21 protein-coding genes are annotated in these 19,045 nt (G+C 73.4%); 7 read left to right on the top strand and 14 right to left on the bottom strand.

Going from position 1 to position 19,045, the window contains the following annotated elements; all coding sequences use genetic code 11:
- Positions 1-2: 2 nt before the first annotated feature.
- The 3 genes from FB470_RS25510 to FB470_RS25500 are packed head-to-tail and all read right to left on the bottom strand — an operon-like array spanning position 3 to position 2,272.
- Entirely contained in the window at positions 3-326 is a 324-nt protein-coding gene (locus tag FB470_RS25510) for a biotin/lipoyl-containing protein (RefSeq protein WP_306995536.1), read from the bottom strand.
- Positions 319-1,308, bottom strand: coding sequence for an alpha-ketoacid dehydrogenase subunit beta (locus FB470_RS25505; RefSeq protein ID WP_306995535.1), 990 nt, complete (start codon positions 1,306-1,308; stop codon positions 319-321). The genes FB470_RS25510 and FB470_RS25505 overlap by 8 nt, the downstream gene beginning before the upstream one ends.
- A complete protein-coding gene (locus tag FB470_RS25500) occupies positions 1,301-2,272 on the bottom strand; it encodes a thiamine pyrophosphate-dependent enzyme (RefSeq protein WP_306995533.1) in 972 nt (323 codons plus the stop codon). Before FB470_RS25500 ends, FB470_RS25505 begins: the two co-directional genes overlap by 8 nt.
- A 300-nt stretch (positions 2,273-2,572) precedes the next feature.
- On the opposite strand from FB470_RS25500, the gene FB470_RS25495 reads away from it, so the two are divergent.
- Complete coding sequence (locus FB470_RS25495) at positions 2,573-3,085, top strand: gamma carbonic anhydrase family protein (protein ID WP_306995531.1); 513 nt, start codon at positions 2,573-2,575, stop codon at positions 3,083-3,085.
- Between the two features lie 171 nt (positions 3,086-3,256).
- Here the strand turns inward: FB470_RS25495 and FB470_RS25490 are convergent, their stop codons facing one another.
- Complete coding sequence (locus tag FB470_RS25490) at positions 3,257-4,465, bottom strand: hypothetical protein (protein ID WP_306995529.1); 1,209 nt, start codon at positions 4,463-4,465, stop codon at positions 3,257-3,259.
- Positions 4,466-4,779: 314 nt separating this feature from the next.
- On the opposite strand from FB470_RS25490, the gene FB470_RS25485 reads away from it, so the two are divergent.
- Together FB470_RS25485 and FB470_RS25480 are read left to right on the top strand one after the other, a co-directional pair.
- On the top strand, positions 4,780-5,547 hold the full coding sequence (locus FB470_RS25485; protein WP_306995527.1) for an NAD(P)-binding domain-containing protein: 768 nt from the start codon (positions 4,780-4,782) through the stop codon (positions 5,545-5,547).
- Positions 5,548-5,621: 74 nt separating this feature from the next.
- Positions 5,622-6,476 (top strand): alpha/beta hydrolase, encoded by an 855-nt coding sequence (locus tag FB470_RS25480; protein ID WP_306995525.1) that lies wholly within the window; start codon positions 5,622-5,624, stop codon positions 6,474-6,476.
- Between the two features lie 175 nt (positions 6,477-6,651).
- Here FB470_RS25480 and FB470_RS25475 read toward each other — a convergent pair whose 3' ends face one another.
- Positions 6,652-8,067 (bottom strand): cytochrome P450, encoded by a 1,416-nt coding sequence (locus FB470_RS25475; RefSeq protein ID WP_306995523.1) that lies wholly within the window; start codon positions 8,065-8,067, stop codon positions 6,652-6,654.
- 103 nt (positions 8,068-8,170) lie between these two features.
- Between FB470_RS25475 and FB470_RS25470 the strand changes: the two genes are divergently transcribed.
- Positions 8,171-8,827, top strand: a complete 657-nt coding sequence (locus FB470_RS25470) for a TetR/AcrR family transcriptional regulator (protein ID WP_306995521.1) — start codon at positions 8,171-8,173, stop codon at positions 8,825-8,827.
- 5 nt (positions 8,828-8,832) lie between these two features.
- On the opposite strand, the gene FB470_RS25465 is transcribed toward FB470_RS25470, so the two are convergent.
- From FB470_RS25465 to FB470_RS25455, 3 genes are read right to left on the bottom strand one after another with little or no spacing between them, the layout of a single operon-like run.
- Entirely contained in the window at positions 8,833-9,810 is a 978-nt protein-coding gene (locus FB470_RS25465; protein WP_306995519.1) for an SDR family NAD(P)-dependent oxidoreductase, read from the bottom strand.
- A 32-nt stretch (positions 9,811-9,842) separates the two neighbouring features.
- Positions 9,843-10,172 carry a Rossmann fold domain-containing protein gene (locus FB470_RS25460; protein WP_370876698.1) on the bottom strand — a complete coding sequence of 110 codons (330 nt, stop codon included), beginning with the start codon at positions 10,170-10,172 and terminating at the stop codon, positions 9,843-9,845.
- A 2-nt stretch (positions 10,173-10,174) separates the two neighbouring features.
- Positions 10,175-11,278 carry an acyl-CoA dehydrogenase family protein gene (locus FB470_RS25455; RefSeq protein ID WP_306995516.1) on the bottom strand — a complete coding sequence of 368 codons (1,104 nt, stop codon included), beginning with the start codon at positions 11,276-11,278 and terminating at the stop codon, positions 10,175-10,177.
- Between FB470_RS25455 and FB470_RS25450 the strand changes: the two genes are divergently transcribed.
- From FB470_RS25450 to FB470_RS25440, 3 genes are all read left to right on the top strand, one after another.
- Positions 11,226-11,993 carry an enoyl-CoA hydratase/isomerase family protein gene (locus tag FB470_RS25450; RefSeq protein ID WP_306995514.1) on the top strand — a complete coding sequence of 256 codons (768 nt, stop codon included), beginning with the start codon at positions 11,226-11,228 and terminating at the stop codon, positions 11,991-11,993. The two genes, FB470_RS25455 and FB470_RS25450, sit on opposite strands and share 53 nt — an antisense overlap.
- A gap of 125 nt (positions 11,994-12,118) precedes the next feature.
- Positions 12,119-12,658, top strand: coding sequence for a hypothetical protein (locus tag FB470_RS25445; protein ID WP_306995512.1), 540 nt, complete (start codon positions 12,119-12,121; stop codon positions 12,656-12,658).
- The gene (locus tag FB470_RS25440; protein WP_306995509.1) at positions 12,655-13,536 is read left to right on the top strand and encodes an aldo/keto reductase; all 882 of its coding nucleotides are present in this window, start codon (positions 12,655-12,657) and stop codon (positions 13,534-13,536) included. The genes FB470_RS25445 and FB470_RS25440 overlap by 4 nt, the downstream gene beginning before the upstream one ends.
- On the opposite strand, the gene FB470_RS25435 is transcribed toward FB470_RS25440, so the two are convergent.
- The 6 genes from FB470_RS25435 to FB470_RS25410 form a co-directional block, all read right to left on the bottom strand.
- A complete protein-coding gene (locus FB470_RS25435) occupies positions 13,521-14,318 on the bottom strand; it encodes an LLM class flavin-dependent oxidoreductase (protein ID WP_306995507.1) in 798 nt (265 codons plus the stop codon). The two genes, FB470_RS25440 and FB470_RS25435, sit on opposite strands and share 16 nt — an antisense overlap.
- The gene (locus tag FB470_RS25430) at positions 14,315-15,202 is read right to left on the bottom strand and encodes a hydroxymethylglutaryl-CoA lyase (RefSeq protein ID WP_306995505.1); all 888 of its coding nucleotides are present in this window, start codon (positions 15,200-15,202) and stop codon (positions 14,315-14,317) included. The genes FB470_RS25435 and FB470_RS25430 overlap by 4 nt, the downstream gene beginning before the upstream one ends.
- A gap of 10 nt (positions 15,203-15,212) precedes the next feature.
- The gene (locus FB470_RS25425) at positions 15,213-16,007 is read right to left on the bottom strand and encodes an SDR family NAD(P)-dependent oxidoreductase (protein ID WP_306995504.1); all 795 of its coding nucleotides are present in this window, start codon (positions 16,005-16,007) and stop codon (positions 15,213-15,215) included.
- Complete coding sequence (locus tag FB470_RS25420; protein WP_306995502.1) at positions 16,004-16,750, bottom strand: SDR family NAD(P)-dependent oxidoreductase; 747 nt, start codon at positions 16,748-16,750, stop codon at positions 16,004-16,006. The genes FB470_RS25425 and FB470_RS25420 overlap by 4 nt, the downstream gene beginning before the upstream one ends.
- 13 nt (positions 16,751-16,763) lie before the next feature.
- Positions 16,764-17,438 carry a TetR/AcrR family transcriptional regulator gene (locus tag FB470_RS25415; protein ID WP_306995500.1) on the bottom strand — a complete coding sequence of 225 codons (675 nt, stop codon included), beginning with the start codon at positions 17,436-17,438 and terminating at the stop codon, positions 16,764-16,766.
- 62 nt (positions 17,439-17,500) lie between these two features.
- Positions 17,501-19,033 carry a class I adenylate-forming enzyme family protein gene (locus tag FB470_RS25410; RefSeq protein ID WP_306995498.1) on the bottom strand — a complete coding sequence of 511 codons (1,533 nt, stop codon included), beginning with the start codon at positions 19,031-19,033 and terminating at the stop codon, positions 17,501-17,503.
- Between the last annotated feature and the right edge of the window lie 12 nt (positions 19,034-19,045).

Genomic DNA, 19,045 nt, shown 5'->3' with positions numbered 1-19,045 from the left:
GATCAGTCCTCCGGCGGGGTCAGGCGGACGCGGCGGCGCGGTTTCCCGTCCTCGGGCACGGTGCCGACGATCCCCGCCCGCTCGTCGGACACGGTGAACGTCACGAGCGGCTCCCCCACCCCGAGTTCCTCGTCCTCGCCCACGTGCAGGCGCGCGACGCGGCCGGACTGGGGCGAGGGGATCTCCACCGCGGACTTGGTGGTCTCCAGTTCCACCAGCGGCGCGTTGCGCTCCACCCAGTCGCCCTCGGCCACGAGCCATTCCAGCACTCGCGCGCTGATCAGCCCCTCACCGAGGTCGGGCAGCGGGAACGTCACGTCAGCCACGGCGATACTCCAAAGTGGTCTGGACAGCGGTCAGGATGCGGTCGGCGCTGGGCAGGTACTCGTCCTCCAGCGCGCCGGACGGGTAGGGCACGTCGAAGCCGGTGACCCGCTGCACCGGCGCGCGCAGGTCGTCGAAGCAGCGTTCGGTGATCAGCGTGGACACTTCGGCGCCGAGCCCGGCGGTCAGCGGCGCCTCGTGCACGACCACCGCGCGGCGGGTCCGGGCGACGGACGCGGCCAGGCCGTCGGCGTCGATCGGCTTGAGCCAGCGCAGGTCCACGACCTCCAGGTCGACCCCGTCCTCCGCGGCGAGGTCCGCGACCTGCAGGCAGCGGGCGACCATCGCGCCCCACGCGACGAGCGTGGCGTGCCGTCCGTCCCGCACGACCCGGCTGGTGCCCGGCGGCATCAGCTCGGCGTCCCCGGTCGGGTCGAACGATTCCCGGTGCCAGTACCGCGACTTCGGTTCCAGGAAGACCACCGGGTCGGGGTCGGCGATCGCCTGCCGCAGCAGGTGGTAGCCCTCGCGGGGCGAGGACGGGGAGACGACCTTGAGGCCGGGCACGTGCGCGAACAGCGCCTCCAGGCTTTCACCGTGGTGCTCCGGCGCGCGGATGCCGCCGAAACTGGGCAGCCGCAACGTGATCGGCATGGTCAGCACACCGCGGCTGCGGTAGTGCATGCGCGCGACCTGGTTGACGATCTGGTCGATCGCCGGGTAGCTGAAGCCGTCGAACTGGATCTCCGGCACCGGCCGGAAGCCGTGCATCGCGAGGCCGACCGCCATGCCCATGATCGCCGACTCGGCCAGCGGCGTGTCGAACACCCGGTGCTCGCCGAACTTGTCGCGCAGGCCGTCGGTCACCCGGAACACCCCGCCGAGCGTGCCGACGTCCTGCCCGAACACCAGCACCCGGTCGTCGTCCTCGCAGGCGTGCCGCAGCGCGAGGTTGAGCGCCTGCTGCAGGGACAGCTCAGGCATCGAGGGACTCCTTCCACGTCCGCTGCTGCTCCAGCAGGGCCTTGGTGGGCTCGCGGTAGACGAACGAGAACAGCTCCTCGGCGGGCGGTGCCTCGAGCGCGAGCAACCCCTCGCGGACCTCGCGCACGACCTCGGTGGCGTGGTCCTCGGCCGCGGCGACCTCGCCGGCGGTGAGCCGGGCGGCCGCGCGCACCAGCGGATCGCGGTCGCGCCAGGACTGTTCCTCCTCCAGGGTGCGGTAACGACCGGGATCGTCCGATGTGGAGTGCGGGCCCATGCGGAAGGTCATCGCCTCGATCACGGTCGGGCCGCCGCCCTCGCGCGCCCGGTCCAGTGCGGTGCGGGTCGCCTCGAACACCGCGGTCACGTCGTTGCCGTCGACGCGGACGCCCTCGATGCCGTACCCGGCGGCGCGGGCGGCGACCGAGCCGCCGGCCACCTGGCGGCCGGTGGGCACCGAGATCGCCCATCCGTTGTTCTGGCAGAAGAACACCACCGGCAGCCGGTAGACGCCGGCGAAGTTCATGGCCTCGTGGACGTCGCCCTGCGAGCTGGCCCCGTCGCCGAAGTAGGTGATCGCGGCGCCGCCGGTGTCGTCGAGTGTCGCGCCCATCGCCCAGCCGACGGCGTGGGTGACGGGCCCGCCGACGACCGCGTTGAACGGCGCGAGGCGGGAGGCCCGCGGGTCGTACAGCCCGCCGTGCCAGATGTTGAGGTGGGTGGCGAGGTAGGCGACGAGGTCGACGCCCATCGCGACGGCGGCACCGAGGTCGCGGTAGCCGGGGAAGGCGAAGTCGCGAGCCAGGTCGAGCGCGGCGGCGCTGCCGACCTGGGCGGCCTCCTGCCCCTTGGCCGGCGCGTAGGCGGGGAGGACGCCCTGCCGCTGCAGCGCGATGGCCTCTTCGTCGAGCCGGCGCGCCACCAGCATCAGCCGGTGCAGTTCGCGGAGATCAGCGTGGTGCATGGCGGAAGAGTGCGTAACGGAGCCCGGGCTGTGCAAGTGTCGCCACCACGGCTGATCATTTTGTGCGATCTGACGAGCCTTTCGCCGCATTCGCTGGGCAAATTGTCCAGCGAACCACCGCTACCGCGTCCGGGCGGATGACGAACCGGGGCGGCGTGCGGCGGAGGCGACCGCGGCACTGGGCTCACCGGTACCGGCCGCGCGGCTGCCGTGCTCCACGGTCGCGATCGTGTCGGCGTTCGGCTCGTCCATCGGTACCCTCGGCTCCACGGTGGTAGACCGGACTGCCGAAAGGACACCATGACCGACCACATCACCGTCGACGGCAAGCAGCCCGTCGTCGATCCCGCCGCCTGGATCGCCCCGGGGGCGGTGGTCGCCGGCGCGGTCACCGTCGGCGCCGGCGCCAGCGTCTGGTACACCGCCGTGCTGCGCGGCGACATGGACACCATCACCGTCGGGGAGGGCACCAACATCCAGGACGGCACGATCGTCCACGCCGACCCCGGCTTCCCCGCCACCATCGGCGCGGGTGTCAGCGTCGGCCACCGCGCGGTGCTGCACGGGTGCACCGTCGAGGACGACTGCCTGATCGGGATGGGCGCGGTCGTCCTCAACGGGGCGAAGATCGGCGCGGGCAGCCTCGTCGCCGCCGGCGCGGTCGTGCTCGAAGGCACCGAAATCCCGCCCGGCTCCCTCGTCGCGGGCCTGCCCGCCAAGGTCCGCCGGCCCCTCACCCCGGACGAGCAGGCCGCCACCCGCGCCAACGCCGCGAACTACCGCGCGCTGGCCCGCACCCACGCCCGCGGCTGAGCCCCGGTACGACAAGGGCGGTGCCAGCGAGCGCGGATTGACGGGCGGCAGCGCGCCGAACACCTCCCAGGTGATCCGCCCCGGTACGGCCGTGGTTGGAGGGTGGTGTAGTCCATTTCAAGAGAAGAGGGCGGCCGCACGTGGCGACCGCCCTCTTCCGGAACCCCTGGGTCAGCGCTTGAGGAACTTCAGGCTGTTGGTCAGCGAGTCCGACCACGGCGAGGCCAGGTCGAGCCTGCGGAGTTCGTCCGCGTGCTGCACGGCCGCCAGCTCCGCCATCAGCCGGCTGCGCATCCGGTTGTCGTGCGCCACGTTCGCCGAGCGGAGGGCCCGGTCGAGGCGCGTCTTGCGGAACGGGGTGAACCACGAGGCGCGCGCCAGGTGCGCGGCGCGCCGGGCGGCGCGGTCACGGGTGCGGGCCAGCGCGTCCCGCTCGTCGTCGCCCAGGCCGAGCCGGGACAGGAACCGTTCCTTCAGCTCCCGGCTGACCCGCGCCCACGTGCTGATCTGCGTGCGCGAGTGCCGCAGCTCGATCCCCAGCGCCAGGTGCAGCATGACCACACCGAGCACCGGCCCCAGCGTGACCCGCGCCAGGCCGGACACCGGTCCGGCGAGGTCGAAGGCCATGTAGCCGGACGCCGCGCACAGCGCCCACAGGATCAGCCGGGCGGGGCCGGGCTTGCCGTTCGCGCTGCGGATGCCGGCGCGCATGGCGAAACCACACGCGATCAGGGCCACCTCGACCACGGCGAACATCGCGGCCCGCTCGTAGACGTTGGTGATGCCCAGCTTGTCACCGAAGAACCGCCACGACGTGTCCACCGAGACCAGCAGCGACATGAACGCCACCAGGTAGAAGCCGCGCGACCCCTCCGGAGACTTGCGCTTCGCCGGCGCCGGGGCCTCGGCCACCGGGGCGGGTTTGTCGTCGGTGGCCGGCTTCTCCTCGTCGGTGTCCTCGGCGACCACGACGATCGGCGTCGTCTTCGCCTCGGCCACCGGGGCGGGCTCGGTGGCGGCGTCCCCGGCGTCGGGCGACTCGGCCGGCGCGGCGCCCTGCTTCTCCGCGGCGCGGCGTTCGTCCAGTTCGGTCAGCATCTCCACCGACAGGCGCGGCAGGTCACCGGTGTCACCCAGGCCCCGCTCCTTGCGCCACTTGTCGACCTGCGCGGCCACGGCGGAACGCTCGCGTTTGGGGTTGGTGACCACGCCGTAGGTCATGAGGAACGCCAGGACGTCCGATGTCGACGGCTGGACCAGCGCCTCACAGGCGTAGCGGACCTTCTCCTCCATGGTTTTCAACAAGACCAAGCGGGCGGCATGGGCCGCGCTGCTGAGGACGTCCGTCGAGGCCGCCTGCTGATCGCTCTCGGTTTCCATGTCGTGTCCTTGTTGAGTTCTCGTCGGTGGGGGTCGCGAGCATAGCGCGTTACCACACGGCCGTGATCACCGGCCACGGCACGCCGGGCCTGCGGGTTCACCTGATCCGGTCAAACCGGCCGCGAGCGGGAAAGCGCTCTCCGAAGATCGGCCGATTGGTGCAGGTCACGTCCCGGCCAGGACGGCGCGATCGCCGGTCGGGGAGGGCACGGTCCACTACACTCCGATCCCGTCCTGGTCGTGCCGGCCGGTGCGGCCGTGGCGTGGTCCGTCTCGGCGGAACCGGCGGCGCCGCGTGATCGGAGGGGAAGGCCATGACCGCGTACGGGTTCGTGGGGGCGGGCGAGATCAGCGCCGCCGTCGTCGAGGGGCTCAGCGCGGGCGTCGCGCAGCCGCCCGCGGTGTTCCTGTCGCCACGCGGCCGGGAGGTCGGGCGCTCGCTGGCCGGGCGGTTCCCGAACGTGCGGGTGTGCGCGAGCAACCAGGAGGTGCTCGACCGGGCGGACGTGGTCGTGCTGGCGGTGCGGGTGCCGGTGGCGCGGGAGGTCGCCCAGGAGCTGTCCTTCCGGCCGGAGCACGTGGTGATCAGCGCGATCGCCGGGGTGCCGCTGTCGTCGTTGCGCGAGTGGACGGCGCCGGCCGGTGAGGTGGTGCGGTCGATCCCGCTCCCCCAGGCGGCGCGGCGCCAGAGCCTGACGGTGATGTACCCGGAGAGCGAGGTGGCGCGGGCGTTGTTCACCCGCGTGGGCCGCGTGCTCGTCCCCGCCTCGGAGTCCGCGCTGGAATCGTTCACCGGCGCCACCGCGGCGTTTTCCGCGCACCTGGACTACCTGGCGACCATTGTGGACTGGCTGACCGGGCATGGCGTGGACCGCGAATCGGCGACGGCCTTCGTCACGCACGTGTTCGGCCGGCTGGGCGAGTCGCTGCTCGAGCGGCCCGACGCGCTGGACGTGATGACGTCGAAGCACACCACACCGGGCGGCCTGAACGAACAGTTCCGCGCCGACCTGCGCGAGGCCGGGGTCCCCGACGCGGTGCGCCACGCGCTGGACCGGATCCTGGAGCGGGTGCGGGGGTAGCCTGGGGGCCTTGACCCGGTGAAGGGGTGCGGCCATGCGCGGACACGAGCGCGGTAGGGTGTCGCGGCGGCACGATGTCCGGCGCACTGCGCGGGTGGGCGGACCGCCGGCCCGGGAGTGAGGTCGCGGACGTGCGCAGGCGGGTGTTGATCGGCGCCGCGGTGGTCGTCATCATCGTGGCCGTGGTGTTCGGCGGCGCGTTCGCGTTCCAGCGCAGGCTCATCTACCTGCGCGACGCCGGTCCGGTGCCCCCCGCGGCGCAGGTCCTGCCGGGCGGGCGGGACGTCACCCTGCGCACGGCCGACGGCCTGGACCTCACGGCCTGGTACTTCCCCGCCGACGCGGCGCGCGCGGCCGTGCTGGTGGCGCCCGGCAATGCCGGGAACCGCTCGCTGCGCGCTCCCCTCGCGCGGGCCCTGCGCGCGGCCGGCCTGTCCACCCTGCTCCTGGACTACCGGGGCTACGGCGGCAACCCCGGTTCGCCGACCGAAGCGGGGCTCGCGCTGGACGTGCGCGCCGCCCGCGGCTTCCTCGCCGCCGAGAGCCGGGTGCCGATGGTGTACTTCGGGGAGAGCCTCGGGGCGGCCGTGGTGACCGGACTGGCCGTCGAACACCCGCCGGCGGCGCTCGTGCTGCGCTCACCGTTCACCGACCTCGCCGCGGTCGCCCGGCGGCACTACCCGTTCCTGCCGGTGCGCCTGGTGCTGCGGGACACCTTCCCCGTCGCCGGCCTCGTCGGCAAGGTGCGCGCGCCGGTCACGGTGGTCTACGGATCCGGCGACACGATCGTGCCGCCGGAGCAGAGCCGGGCCGTCGCCGCGGCGGCGCGGGGCCGGGCCGTGGAGGTGCCCGGCGCGGACCACAACGACCCGGCCCTGCTGGCGGGCCCGCAGGTCCTCGAGGCGCTCACCGCCGCGGGGCCGCCCTAGGTGTACTTGGCCGTGCCCCGGACCGGCTGGGGGCGCAGCTGGGCGTGCCGGACAGTATCGCGGGTGCCGGCCCGCAACAACATGCCTCGACTGTCGGCTCTGGACCCACTCACCCGGCAGCTCATCCGAGCGGCCAAGTACACCTAGCGAATAAGCCGCGCCGCACGCGATGCCGTCATCCGGCCAGCGGGCGCAGGTCGATCGGCAGGCCGTCGGCGGGCATGGGGCCCGTGCCGTAGCGCATCGGGGGTTCGTAGCCGTCCGGGACGCTCCACCGGAACCGCCGCAGCATGCGGTGCATGACGGCCTTCACCTCCATCGCGCCGAAGAACTGCCCGATGCACTTGTGCGCGCCGCCGCCGAAGGGGGCCCACGCGTACTTGTGCGTCTGGTCCTCGCGGCGGCCCTCGGCGAACCGTCCCGGGTCGAAGCGGTCCGGGTCGCGCCACCACTTCGCGATCCGGTGCGAGGCGTAGGTGCTCACGGCGATCCTGGTGCCCCGCGGAATGTAGTAGCCCAGGATGTCGGTGTCCTTGACCGCCTGCCGGAACAGCGCCCCCACCGGGGCGTTGATGCGCAACGTCTCCTTGAACACCAGGTCCAGTGTGGACAGACGATCCAGGTCGTCGTGGCCGACCTCGTCCCGGCCCAGCGCGAGCGACTCGCCGCGCGCGCGGTCCTGCCACTCCGGGTGCCTGCCGAGGTAGTAGGTCATCATGGCGAGCGTGATGGTGCTCGTGTCGTGGGCGGCCATCAGCACGAAGATCATGTGGTTGACGATGTCCTCGTCGGTGAACCGGTGCCCGTCCTCGCTCTCCGCGCGGCACAGCACACTGAACAGGTCGTCACCGTCGCCGTCCCGCCGCGCGGGCAGCCGCGAGAAGAAGTAGTCCTCCAGCACCCGGCGGCCCCGCAGCCCGCGCGCCCACAGGCCACCGGGCACGGGTGCGCGCACGAGAGCCTGTCCGCCCTGGACGGCGTCGACGAACGCCTTCTCGATCCTCGCCTGCTCCGGGCCGGGAACCTCGCCGACGAACACCTCGGTCGCGATGTCCAGCGTCATCTGCTTCGCCGCGTCGTAGACCCGGAACCCGGGCCGGGGCCGCCAGCCGTCGAGGGTGCGCCCGATCCGCGGGTTCATCGCGGCCAGGTAGCCGGCCAGGCGGGGCCGGGTGAACGCCTTGGCCATGATCCGCCGGTGGTGCAGGTGCTCGCCGAAGTCGAGCAGGAGCAGGCCCCGGTGGAAGAACGGCCCGATCAGGTATTCGTAGAGACCGCCGTTGGCGAACGCCTTGTCGCGGTTGGCCACGACCTCCTCGGTCGCCTCCGGACCGTACACGCCGACGATCTTGGTGCCGAGCATGCCACCCCACTCCACCGGGCCGTACCGCTCGTAGCGGCCGCGGGAGGCGTCCAGCAGGTTGGTGAGCCGGTCCAGGGTGTGCCCGATGAACGGGAGCCCGTAGTCGCCGGGGACCGGGCGGAGCCCCGAGCCGGGTGGCGGCAGGGCGAGCGGGCGGGTCGGTGAGGGTGCGTTGGTGCTGAGCCGGCCGAGGGCCGATCCCAGCCTGTCCGCGAGCGCCACAGCCATGATCGCGTGCCTCTCGTCGCCACGGTGCGAATGGCCCGACCATAACAGGAAACGCAGTTATCCGTAAACAATCGTTTCCCGATTGGTGTGACAGACTGGCCCGGTGACACGCACGCTGAGCGGGATCTACCGGGGCGCCACCGCGGGTGAGCGGCGGGCCGAGCGACGGCGGCGGCTGATGGACGCCGCGCTCGAGGTGATCGGCACCCAGGGCTGGGCCGCGGCCACGGTGCGGGCGGTGTGCGAGGAGGCGCACGTCGGGCCCCGGTTCTTCTACGAGAGCTTCGAGGACATGAACGCCCTCGCGGCGGCTGTGCACGACGAGATCGTCGAAACCGCCCTGACCCGGACGCTGGCCGCGGTCGCCGCCGCACCCGGCGACCTGGCGGCGAAGACCCACGCCGCGCTCGCGACGATGATCGCCGACCTCACCGACGACCCGCGCCGCGCCCGCGTCACCTTCAGCGAGGCGCACGGCAGCGAGGTGCTGATGCGCCGCCGGTTCACGGCGATGCGGGCCGTGGCCGAGGCGATGGTCGGGCAGATCCGGGATCTGGTCGACCTGCCCGGCGAGCGGGAACGCCTCCTGCAGGCGGTGTCGCTGGTCCTCACCGGCGGGTTCGCCGAGCTGGTGCTGGTGTGGCTGGACGGCGGGCTCGACTGCGGCCGCGACGAACTGGTCGCCATCTGCACCGAGTTCGCGCTCACCACCACCGAAAGCCTGCCGCGGCTGTCCCAGCGCCTCGCCCGCCGGGGGTGACCGCGTCACACCGGTACGAGTGCCGGGACGAGCCGGTCGCCGTCGAGCTCCCGCAGCGTCACCGTCCGCACCTCAACACGGGCGCCGAGAACGGTGCCGCGGCGGTCGCCTGCGCTCCACGCCGTAGGGCTGCAGGTGCGCGCCGAGCCGGCCGTCGAACGCCTCCGCGATCGACCGCGGGTCCCAGCCGGGCGCTGCCGCGACGGGTGATCGTCGAACGCACTCGTGGTGACGACGGAGATCCGCCGCCCGTCGAAGCGGAAGAACTGGCCGGTGATGCCCCCGGCGAGATCGCTGAGCAGGAACGTCACCAGCGGCGCCACCCGTTCCGGCAGGTTGTCCTCGATGCCGGCCAGCGGTGGTGGGTCCTCTGTGGACGCGGTGAGGCTGCGCCCGAGCGCGTTCTCGGTCATCCTCGTGAGCGCCTTCGGGGAGATCGCGTTCACCCGGATGCCCGCGTGTTCGAGGTCGAGCGCCGAACTGAACGTGAGCGCCGCGAGCGGGCCCTTGGTCGCGGCGTAGGTCGACACCCCGGGAAAGCCGAACATGCCGCCGGAGGAGGCGTTGACGATCGCTCCGCCGCCGTGTGCCCGCATCACCGCGCTCGCCTCCGCCTGGCACAGCAGCGCGCCGAGCACGTTCACCGAGACCGCCCGTCCGATCGCCTCCGGCCGCTCCTCCCAGGGCAGCGCCTCGTGGTAGAGGCCGGCGTTGTTCACCAGGCCGTCGAGCCGGCCGAACTCACCCGTGCACCGCGCGATGAGCGCGCGGGCGCCGGCCGGTTCGCTGATGTCGTGCCCGTCCGCGACCGCGACCCCGCCCGCCGTCGCGATCTCGCGGGTCACCGCCCGGGCTTCGGTGACATCGATGTCGTTCACCACGACCGACGCGCCGTGGGCGGCGAGGTCGAGGGCGTAGGCGCGGCCGAGCCCCCGGCCGGCACCGGTGACGACGACAGCACGTCCGGCGAGCAACGCGTCCACGCGAGGCCTCCCTGGCGACGAGGGTGTCCACTTCAGACCGCTTCGAGCACCGCGCCGGTGCACATCGCGGCGGCCGGGCTGCCCAGGAACGCGATCAGCCCGTCGACGTCGGCCTCCGGGCCGGCCACGATCGCGTTCACCCGCACACCCCGCGGCGCCGCCTCGCGGGCCAGCGTCCGGCACAGCGAGGTGATCGCACCGACCAGGGCGTCCTCCCCCGGTTCGCAGCGGAACAGCACCGCACCACCGGGTTCGAGCCGCAGCACGGCGTCCCGGGCCGTGACGAACGCGTCACCGAGCAGCCCGGCCGCCGCCCCCGAGGCCACGTCCGCCGGGCCGCCGACGGGAACGAGCACCTGCATCGTCACGCCCCGGCGGTGATCGTGCGCGCCGGCACCAGCCGCTGGATCTCCGACGAGCCCTCGTAGATCTCCAGCACGCGCTGGTCGCGGTAGGGCCGCTCGGCCGGGCACGGCTTGCGGAATCCCGCGCCGCCGAAGACCCGCACGGCGAGGTCCACCGCCCGGTGCGCCACTTCGCTCGTGTAGCGCTTCGCCATCGAACCCGGCACGGACACCGGCTGCCCGGCATCGTAGGCGCGGGCCGCCTCGTAGGTCAGCATCCGCGCGGCGGACAGCTCGACCGCGAGGTCGGCGAGCCGAAACCCGATGCCCTGGTTGTCGATCAGCGGTGTGCCGAACGCGTGGCGCCCGGTGGCCTCCGCGACGGCCAGCCGGTAGGCGGCGTGCGCGATGCCCAGGCCCTGCGCCGCGACCGAGACCCGGCCCAGGTCGAGCGTCTGCAGCGCCAGCTTCAGGCCCCGGCCGACCTCACCCGGCACGGCACCGGCGGCGACGCGCACGCCGTCGAGTTCGAGGTTGCTGGTGCGGGTTCCGCGGATCCCCATCTTGTCCTCGATGCGGTCGATGGTGACACCGGGCGCGTCCGCACCGGGATCGGTCTTGGCGAACACCACGTAGCGCGAGGAGACACCGCCGTTGCCGATGTAGATCTTCTCGCCGGTCGGCCGGTGGGCGTCCCCGTCGGCCTCCACGCGGGTGCGGATCGCGGCGGCGTCGCTGCCCGCGCCCTCCTCCGTGAGAGCGAAGCTGATCGCGGAGCCGTCGGTGAGCGCGCCGAGCACAGCGCGGCGCTGCTCCTCGGTGCCCGCAAGGCGCGCGGGCACCGCGCCCAGGGTGCGCGCGGCGAGGAGCGCCCCGGTCGACGCGCACGCGGCCGAGATCTCCTCGATGACCGTGGTGATGGCGGTCATCGACAGTGCCCTGCCGTCGTATTCGGCGGGCACCAGCATGCCGGACAGGCCGGTTTCGACGACGGTCGCGATGTGCTCGCCGGGGTAGCGCTGCTCGCGGTCCAGTTCCCCGGCCAGCGGGGCGAAGCGCTCGGCCGCCACCGTGCGGGCGAGGTCACGCCAATGCGCGGCCTCGTCGTCCAGCGTCGGTTCCACAGCACTGTCACGGCGGCGACTCCTGTCGTCGATCGGGACCCTTGCCACAATCAACGTCTACGTAGATGCTGACAAAAAAGGCACACCGAAGTCAAGGGACGGCGCATGGATCAAGGTCACCGTCACCAGGCAGGGCACGGTCGCCGTCGTCACGCTGGCGGCACAGGAAAGCCGCAACGCGCTCTCCACCGGAATGCTGGTGGCGCTCGCGGACACGCTCGACGAGCTGGACGCCGATCCCGCGGTGCGGGCGATCGTGCTCACCGGCGGAACCACGCTGTTCGCCTCGGGCGCCGATGTCCGGCAGCTGAAGGAGATTTCGCCGACCGAGTACGCGGCCTCGGCGCGGGGAGCCGGCTGGCGCCGGTTCGGCACGCTCGAGACGGTGCTCGTCGCGGCCGTCGCCGGGTATGCGCTGGGCGGTGGGTGCGAGCTCGCGCTCGTCGCCGATCTCGTGGTCGCCGCCGACACCGCGGTCTTCGGGCAACCGGAGGTGAAGCTGGGACTCGTGCCCGGCGCGGGCAGCACCCAGCGGTGGGCGCGGGCGGCGGGCCGGTACACCGCGGCAGGCGTGGTCCTCACCGGCCGGTCCGTCGACGCCTTCGAAGCCCGCGGCCTGGTGCACCGGATCGTGCCCGCCGAGCGGGTGGTCGCGGCGGCGACGGAGGTCGCACACGAAGGGCGGCGCTGCGCCGGGCGGACGAACTGCCGCTGACGGCGGCCCTGGACTACAAGCGGCAGCAGCTGCTCCTGCTCCTCGACAGCGACGACCACGTCGAGGGCATCACGGCCCTGCTGGAGAAACGCGCGCCCCGGTTCACCGGACGGTAGGAGGATCCCGTGCCCGACGTGGCAACCCTGAAGCTGACCGACTGGAGCGAAGCCGCGAAGGCGCTGCGCGGCCTGACGCGCGATCCCGGGACGACGGTCCTCCACCTCGACGGTTCCGGCGGCCTGCCGGCGGGCGGGGCGCACTTCGTACGGCAGCTCGACTCCGTCGCGCTTCCCGTGGTCGCGACCGTCGGCGGGGAGTGCGACGCCGCCGCTCTCGCGATCCTGGCCGGGGCGACGCTCGGGTTCGTGACCGACGACCTGGCCGTCTCCGTGCACGCGGCCGACGTCCTCGCGCTCGGGCTCACGTCGTCGCTGCCCGCGGCGATCGGCGCCGCGCCCGCGCGTTCGCTCCTGCTCAGCGCCGCGCTCGGCGCGGCGGCGCTCGTGCGGTCCGGCCTCGCGCGCCCCGCCGAAGACGCCATCGGCATGATCCACCGGCTCACCGACCCCACGGCCACATCGCTGGTCCGCTCCCTGCGCTTCGCCGCCCGGTCCACTCCAGCGCGGGCCCGGGAGTTCGACGCCGAGTTGCGGCGGATCGGGTGAGCGCGCTCGCCTTCGGCTGCGGGCCCATCGGCGGCCGCGGCCTCGCCGCGCGGGACGACTCGGTCGCGGCCCTGACCGCGGGGTGGGACTGCGGCATCCGGCACTTCGACACCGCACCCAGCTACGGCGACGGCGCGGGCGAGGAACTGCTCGCCCTGGCCCTGCGCGACTGGCCCCGGCACGAAGTGACGGTGTCGACCAAAGTGGGCCGCGTGCGCATGGCGATCGAAGACCGCTACGGCAGACCGGAGGGCCCCTGCCGCGAGCCGCTCTTCGACTTCACCGCGCCCGCCCTTCGCGCGTCCGTGCACACCAGCCTGCACCGGCTCGGGCTCGACCACCTCGACATGGTCGGAGGCCACGACCCCGACGACCACCTGGACCTCGCCGTGCGCGAAACCTTCCCGGCCCTGCGCGACATGAGCGAGGTCGGCGCGGTCGGCGTGGGCACGACCTCGGTGGACGCCGCCCGCACGCTCGTCCGGCTCGGCGCCGTCGACGTGGTCCTGATCGCCGGCGCCTGGAGCCTCACCCGGCGCGGTGCCGCGGCCCTGCTCGACGAGTGCGCGGCCACCGGGGTCACCGTCCTGGCCGCCGCCCCGTTCGACTCCGGCCTGCTTGCCCGCGACGAGGGACGCTACCTCTACCGGCCGGTGCCGCCGGACGTGCATGAGCGCGTGCGGGCGATGGCCCGCCTCTGCGCCGGACACGGCGTGCGACTCCGCCAGACCGCGCTGCAGTTCCCGTTACGGCATCCCGCGGTCGGCCCCGTGGTCACCGGGATGTGCTCGCCCGAAGAGGTCCGGGACAACACCGCGCTCCTCGGCACGCCGGTGCCGGACGCGCTGTGGGCCGAGCTCGATCAGCTGGTGACGTAGTCCTCGAAGACCTGGTCCGCCTTGGCGTCCGTCCACATCGGACCTGGCGGGTAGTGGAAGGCGAACTCGTCGATGCCCGCCTCGCGGTAACGCCCGGTGAAGTCCTCGACCGCCGCCACCGACGACCAGATCGGCTCCGCGGTGACCGCCGGGCTGCCCGCGAGAAGCATCCGTCGCACCGGACGCCCGCCACGAGCGAGCCGGCCGATGCGGCGCCGCGTCACCGCCAGGTGCTCGGCCGCGCTCAGCCCGAACCCGCCGTAGGACACCCAGCGATCGCCGTACTCCGCCGCCACCGCGAGCGCCCGCGGACCGTGGGCCGCGATCGTCAACGGCACCGGCCGCTCCCCCACCGGTGCCAGCGCGGGAAACCCGCCGAGCACCGGCCGTCCGCGGAGTACGCCGTGGACGGCCGCCACCGTCTCGGCGAACCCGCCCGCGACCCGCCCCGCCGCGCGGTCGCCCGCCGCGTACCCCGATCCCAGGCCCAGGTCGAGCCGGCCGCCGGAGAGGTGGTCGACGGACAGCGCGTGCCGCGCCAGCACCACGGGCGGACGCAGCAGCGCGTTCGCCACCAGCGGCCCCAGGCGGACCCGGGAGGTCGCCGCCGCGAGCGCCGGGAGCACGCTCCACGCGTCCAGCCACGGCCGGTGCGGATGCGCGGGGTTGAGCACGTGGTCGTCCACCCACACCGTCGCCACGCCCATCTCTTCGAGCCGGCGGGCGCGGGCCAGCAACTCGGGCCAGGTGACGTCCGGGATGAGCAGCGCGTGCACGGTCACCGGGGGAACCCGCCCACCCGCGCGAGCCGCCCGGACACCGGCACCCCGAGCTGTCCGGTCACCCAGCCGGCGTGCTCGATCGCCGCGCCGAGGTCGAGCCCGGTGTCGAAACCCATGCGGTGCAGGGTGTAGACGACATCCTCGGTCGCCACGTTGCCCGACGCTCCGGGCGCGAACGGGCAGCCGCCGATGCCACCCAGGCTCGCGTCCAGCGCCCGGACACCGCTGCGCACCGCCGCGACCGCGTTGGCCACGCCGGTGTTGCGCGTGTCGTGCAGGTGGACCCGCATCGGCACCGCCGGTGCGAGCTCCCGCAGGATCCCGAACCGCGTCTCGATGTCCGAGGGCACGGCGACGCCGATGGTGTCGGCGAGGCTGACCTCGTCGGCGTCCAGATCGGCGACGGCGGCAGCGACGCCGCGGAACCGCGGCTCGGGCACCTCGCCCTCGAACGGGCAGCCGAACGACGCTCCGATCGTGACGGCCACCTGGACTCCGTCGGCCCGGCCGCGGCGCCGGATCTCGCGCACCACCTCGACGGCCTCCTGGGTGGTCATGCCCTGGTTGCGCCGGCTGAAGGTGTCACTGGCGAGCACCAGCGTGGTCACCTCGCGGATGCCTGCGGCCAGCGCCCGCTCGTAGCCGCGCAGGTTCAGCACCAGCGCGCTGTAGCCGATCCCGTGGTCCGCCAGCGCGGAGGCGACTTCGGCGGCGTCGGCCAGTTGCGGAACGCGGTCGGGGCGCACGAAGGACGTCACCTCGATCCGGCGGACGCCGGTGCGCGCGGCCCGCTCGATCAGCTCCAGTTTGGCCTCCGTCGGCAGCACCCGTTGCTCGTTCTGCAGCCCGTCCCGCGGGGCCACCTCGACGATGTCGATCCGCAACGCAAACCTCCTACCCGGGCAGGGCGGCCGCGGCGACCAGGCCGGCCCCACCGTCCACTTCGATCAGTGCACCGCTCACCGCGTCGGCGGCACCGGAGCCGAGCGCGGCGACCCATTCGGCCACCTCGCCGGGCGTGGTGTCCCGCCCGAGCGGCGTGCGCGCGACGATGCGCGCCAGGTCGCCGGCCGGCAGCTCCTCACCGGCCCCGGCGGTCAGGACCGTGCCCGGCGCCAGGCAGAACAAGCGGATGTCCTCGGCCCGCCAGCGCCGCGCCAGCGAGCGGGTCAGCGCGGCAATCCCGGCGCGCGCGGCCGCGGAGTGCGCGTGGCCGGGCAGGCCGCGGTCGGGGGCGGACAGCGACAGGTTCACCACCCGGCCACCCCGCGCGGCGAGACCGGGCCGGGCAGCCAGGAGCAGCGACGCCTGGGCGGTGAGGTTCAGGTCGGTCACCGCATCGAACCCGCGGCGTGAGATCTCCGCCGCCGGGGCGACGAACTGCCCGCCGGCGTTGTTGACGAGCAGGTCCAGGCCGCCCAGCCCCGCCACGAACTCCGCCGCGGCGGGCCGGTCGCGGAGGTCGAGCGCCTGGTACCGGAAGCGGCTGGTCTTCGCCAGTTCCGCGGTCTCCGCGAGCCGCTGCGCGCGGCGCCCGACGCCGACGACGGACGCGCCCAGCTCCAGCAGCCGGAGCGCGACCGCCCGGCCGATGCCCGACCCCGCGCCCGTGACCAGCGCCAGCCGGTCTCGGAGCGCCGCGGCGGGCAGGACCTTGCACTCCTGCGCGGTCGGTCGTGGCGCGATCACGACAGTCCCGGCACGCGCGCCAGGAGCCCGCCGTCGACCGGGAGCACCACCCCGGTCACGAACGACGCCCCCGGGCTCAGCAACCACCACACGGCCTCGGCCACCTCCTCCGGTTCCGCCGGCCTGCCCATCGGGTGCGCCGCGGCGAACGTGTCGTCGTCCAGACCACGCACCAGCTCCGTGCGCACCAGGCCGGGCGCGACGGCGTTCACCCGGACGCCCCGCGCGGCGTATTCGACGGCGGCGGTCCTGGTCAGCCCGGCGATCGCGTGCTTGCTGGCGACGTAGGCGCTCGACCAGGGCACGCCGGCCAGCGCCGCGCCGGAGGCGGCGTTGACGATCGACCCGCCGCCCGCGGCGGCCATGTGCCGCAGCTCGGCCCGCAGACACGCCAGCACCCCGCCGAGGTTGACCTGCTGCACCCGCCAGAACACCTCGTCCGGGTACTCGGCCGTGAGGGCGCGGACGCCGGGGACGCCCGCGTTGTTGTAGGCGAAGTGCAGCCCGCCACCCCACTCGACGGCCTCGGCCACCGCCGCGGCGGCCTGGTCCGGGCAGGACACGTCGGCCTCGATCGCCAGGGCGCACCCGCCGGAGTCGCGGATCCCGGCCGCGGTCGCCGCCGCGGCACCGGCGTCGCGGTCGGCGATCGCCACCGCCACGCCCTCCCGCGCGACCCGCCGCGCGGCCGCCGCCCCGATGCCCCGGCCACCGCCGGTCACCAGTGCCGTCCGGCCGGTCACGCCGGCCCCCGGCTCAGTCCTTGGGGGCCAGCGCCGACAGCGCCATCTCGATGAACACCTCGCCGAAGTCCTGCAGGCTGCGCTTGCCCGCGGGGTTGTACCAGCGGTGCATCCAGTTGAACATGCCGATGATGCCGAGCACCGCGGTCGACGGGTCGATGTCGGACCGGAACTCCCCCGCCTCGGCGCCGGACCGGATGACCTGGGCCAGCGTCCGCCCGTAGCGGTCGGCGTTCTCCCGGATGTGGTCGGCCTCCGGCCCGGACATCACCTGGTGCACGTTCTCGCTCAGGAAGATGAACAACTCGGGCAGTTCGGACATCGTGCGGACGTACTCGCGCAGCGCCGCCTCGAGGCGGTCCGGCCCCGACATCGGCAGCTCCGCGACCTCGTCGAGGCGGGTGCGCATCAGCTGGATCGGGTCGTGCAGCAACCCGACTAGCAGCTCTTCCTTCGTGCCGACGTAGTAGTAGAGGGTCGCCCGGCTGATGCCGACCTCGCCGGCGACGTCCTCCAGCGTCGAGCGGCCGTAACCCAGCCGCGCGAACACCCGCCCGGCGCCGGCCAGGATCTCCTCCCAGCGCGCGTCCGAGCGCCGCCCGCCCGCCTGGCGGCGCTCCATGCGCCGCCGGGCGATGTCGCTCGCCGGTTCGGGTGCCGCGGTGCGGCGTCGACGTGGCGCAGCCACTAGCGATCCAACCCCCTCGGTGGTACCCGCGCCTGTGCGGGGCGTCTGCCAACGGTCCCACCTTAGACCGCACGCAATTCGCGCTTGAGGACCTTCCCGCTGGCGTTGCGCGGGAAGTCGGTCTCGACGCGGAACCGGGCCGGGACCTTGTAGCCGGCGAGGTGGGCGCGGCAGTGGGCGCGCACCGCTTCGACGTCCAGCCGCACGCCGTCCTCGAGGATCAGGTGCGCGCGCACCACCTCGCCCCAGTGCTCGTCGGGCACGCCGACCACGGCCACCTCGCGCACGCCGGGGTAGCGGCAGAGCACGTCCTCGATCTCGACCGGGTAGATGTTCTCCCCGCCGCGGATGATCATGTCCTTCTTGCGGCCGTTGAGGTAGAGGTAGCCCTCCTTGTCCCGCCAGGCCAGGTCGCCGCCGCGGAACCAGCCGTCGACGAGGACCTTCGCGGTCTCCTCCGGCTGGTTCAGGTAGCCCGACATCACCGCGTCCGCGCGGGTGACGATCTCGCCGACCTCGCCGTCGGGCACGTCGTTGAGGTCGTCGTCGCACAGCCGCAGCACCACGCCCATGCCGGCCTTGCCGATGGACCCGAGCAGGTGCTCGTCACCGGCCAGCGCGCGGCGGTGGTCCTCCGGCGTGAGCACCGTCTGCAACCCGGCTTCGGTGCCCGCGCCGAACATGTTCATGAAGTCGCAGGAGAACCGCTGCATGGCGCGGCGCAGCAGCGACGGCGACATCGGTGCGGCGCCGTACCCGATCGACCCGAGCCGGGAGAAGTCGCCGGTAATCACCGCGGGCTCGTGCAGCAGTGTGTCGATCATCGTCGGCACGAGGAACACGCCGTCGAGCCCGCCGTGCGCCATCCAGTGCGCCACGGTCGGCGCGTCGAAGGCGGGCAGCACCAGGGAGGTGTGTCCACGTGCGACACCGGCGAGCGTGTAGAGCATGCCGCCGACGTGGAACAGCGGCGCGGCCGAGTAGTGGAAGGACAGGTTGGTCATCCGCCGTTCCACGATGCACTGCATGACCATGTGCTTGGCCATGCGCTGCGAGTGCATCACGCCCTTGGGCAGCGCGGTGGTGCCGCTGGTGAAGGCCAGGCACACCAGCTCGTCGTCGGCCACCGGGGTGTCGATCTCGACGTCGTCGCCCTCGCCGACCAGGTCCTCGTAGGACTCGTCACCGGAGGCGGAGTCGTAGCCGATCACCACCTTCAGGCCGGGCACGTCGAGCGCGCGCACCATCGGCGTGTAGCGGTCGCTGAAGAACAGCACCTTCGCCTCGGCGGTGCGCAGCAGCGTCTCCAGCTCGGGCTGCGCCAGCCGGAAGTTCAGCGGCACGTACACCGCGCCGAGCTTCATGCAGGCCAGGAGTGTTTCGACGTACTGCGGCGAGTCGGTCGCGAACAGCGCCACCCGGTCGCCTTTGCCCACGCCCATGCGGCGCAGGGCGCAGGCGATCCGGTTGACCCGGCTGTTGACCTCGCGGAAGGTGTAGGACGCGGTGTCGGTGACGAAGCAGGCCCGGTGGGGAACGGTGCCCGCGTTGATGCGGATCCAGTCCGCGATGCGCGAGTTCTGCTGGACGGTCATGCGCACTCCCTT

Origin of the sequence: Amycolatopsis thermophila (genome assembly GCF_030814215.1) — a bacterium.
Lineage (GTDB): Bacteria > Actinomycetota > Actinomycetes > Mycobacteriales > Pseudonocardiaceae > Amycolatopsis_E > Amycolatopsis_E thermophila.
This window is presented reverse-complemented; position numbering and strand designations above follow the sequence as displayed.

What these genes read in the sequence shown, in the direction of transcription:
- FB470_RS25505 (WP_306995535.1), bottom strand. Translation starts at nt 1,308, where the DNA reads ATGCCTGAGCTGTCCCTGCAGCAGGCGCTCAACCTCGCGCTGCGGCAC.
- FB470_RS25500 (WP_306995533.1), bottom strand. Translation starts at nt 2,272, where the DNA reads ATGCACCACGCTGATCTCCGCGAACTGCACCGGCTGATGCTGGTGGCG.
- FB470_RS25495 (WP_306995531.1), top strand. Translation starts at nt 2,573, where the DNA reads ATGACCGACCACATCACCGTCGACGGCAAGCAGCCCGTCGTCGATCCC.
- FB470_RS25490 (WP_306995529.1), bottom strand. Translation starts at nt 4,465, where the DNA reads ATGGAAACCGAGAGCGATCAGCAGGCGGCCTCGACGGACGTCCTCAGC.
- FB470_RS25485 (WP_306995527.1), top strand. Translation starts at nt 4,780, where the DNA reads ATGACCGCGTACGGGTTCGTGGGGGCGGGCGAGATCAGCGCCGCCGTC.
- FB470_RS25480 (WP_306995525.1), top strand. Translation starts at nt 5,622, where the DNA reads ATGTCCGGCGCACTGCGCGGGTGGGCGGACCGCCGGCCCGGGAGTGAG.
- FB470_RS25475 (WP_306995523.1), bottom strand. Translation starts at nt 8,067, where the DNA reads ATGGCTGTGGCGCTCGCGGACAGGCTGGGATCGGCCCTCGGCCGGCTC.
- FB470_RS25460 (WP_370876698.1), bottom strand. Translation starts at nt 10,172, where the DNA reads ATGCAGGTGCTCGTTCCCGTCGGCGGCCCGGCGGACGTGGCCTCGGGG.
- FB470_RS25410 (WP_306995498.1), bottom strand. Translation starts at nt 19,033, where the DNA reads ATGACCGTCCAGCAGAACTCGCGCATCGCGGACTGGATCCGCATCAAC.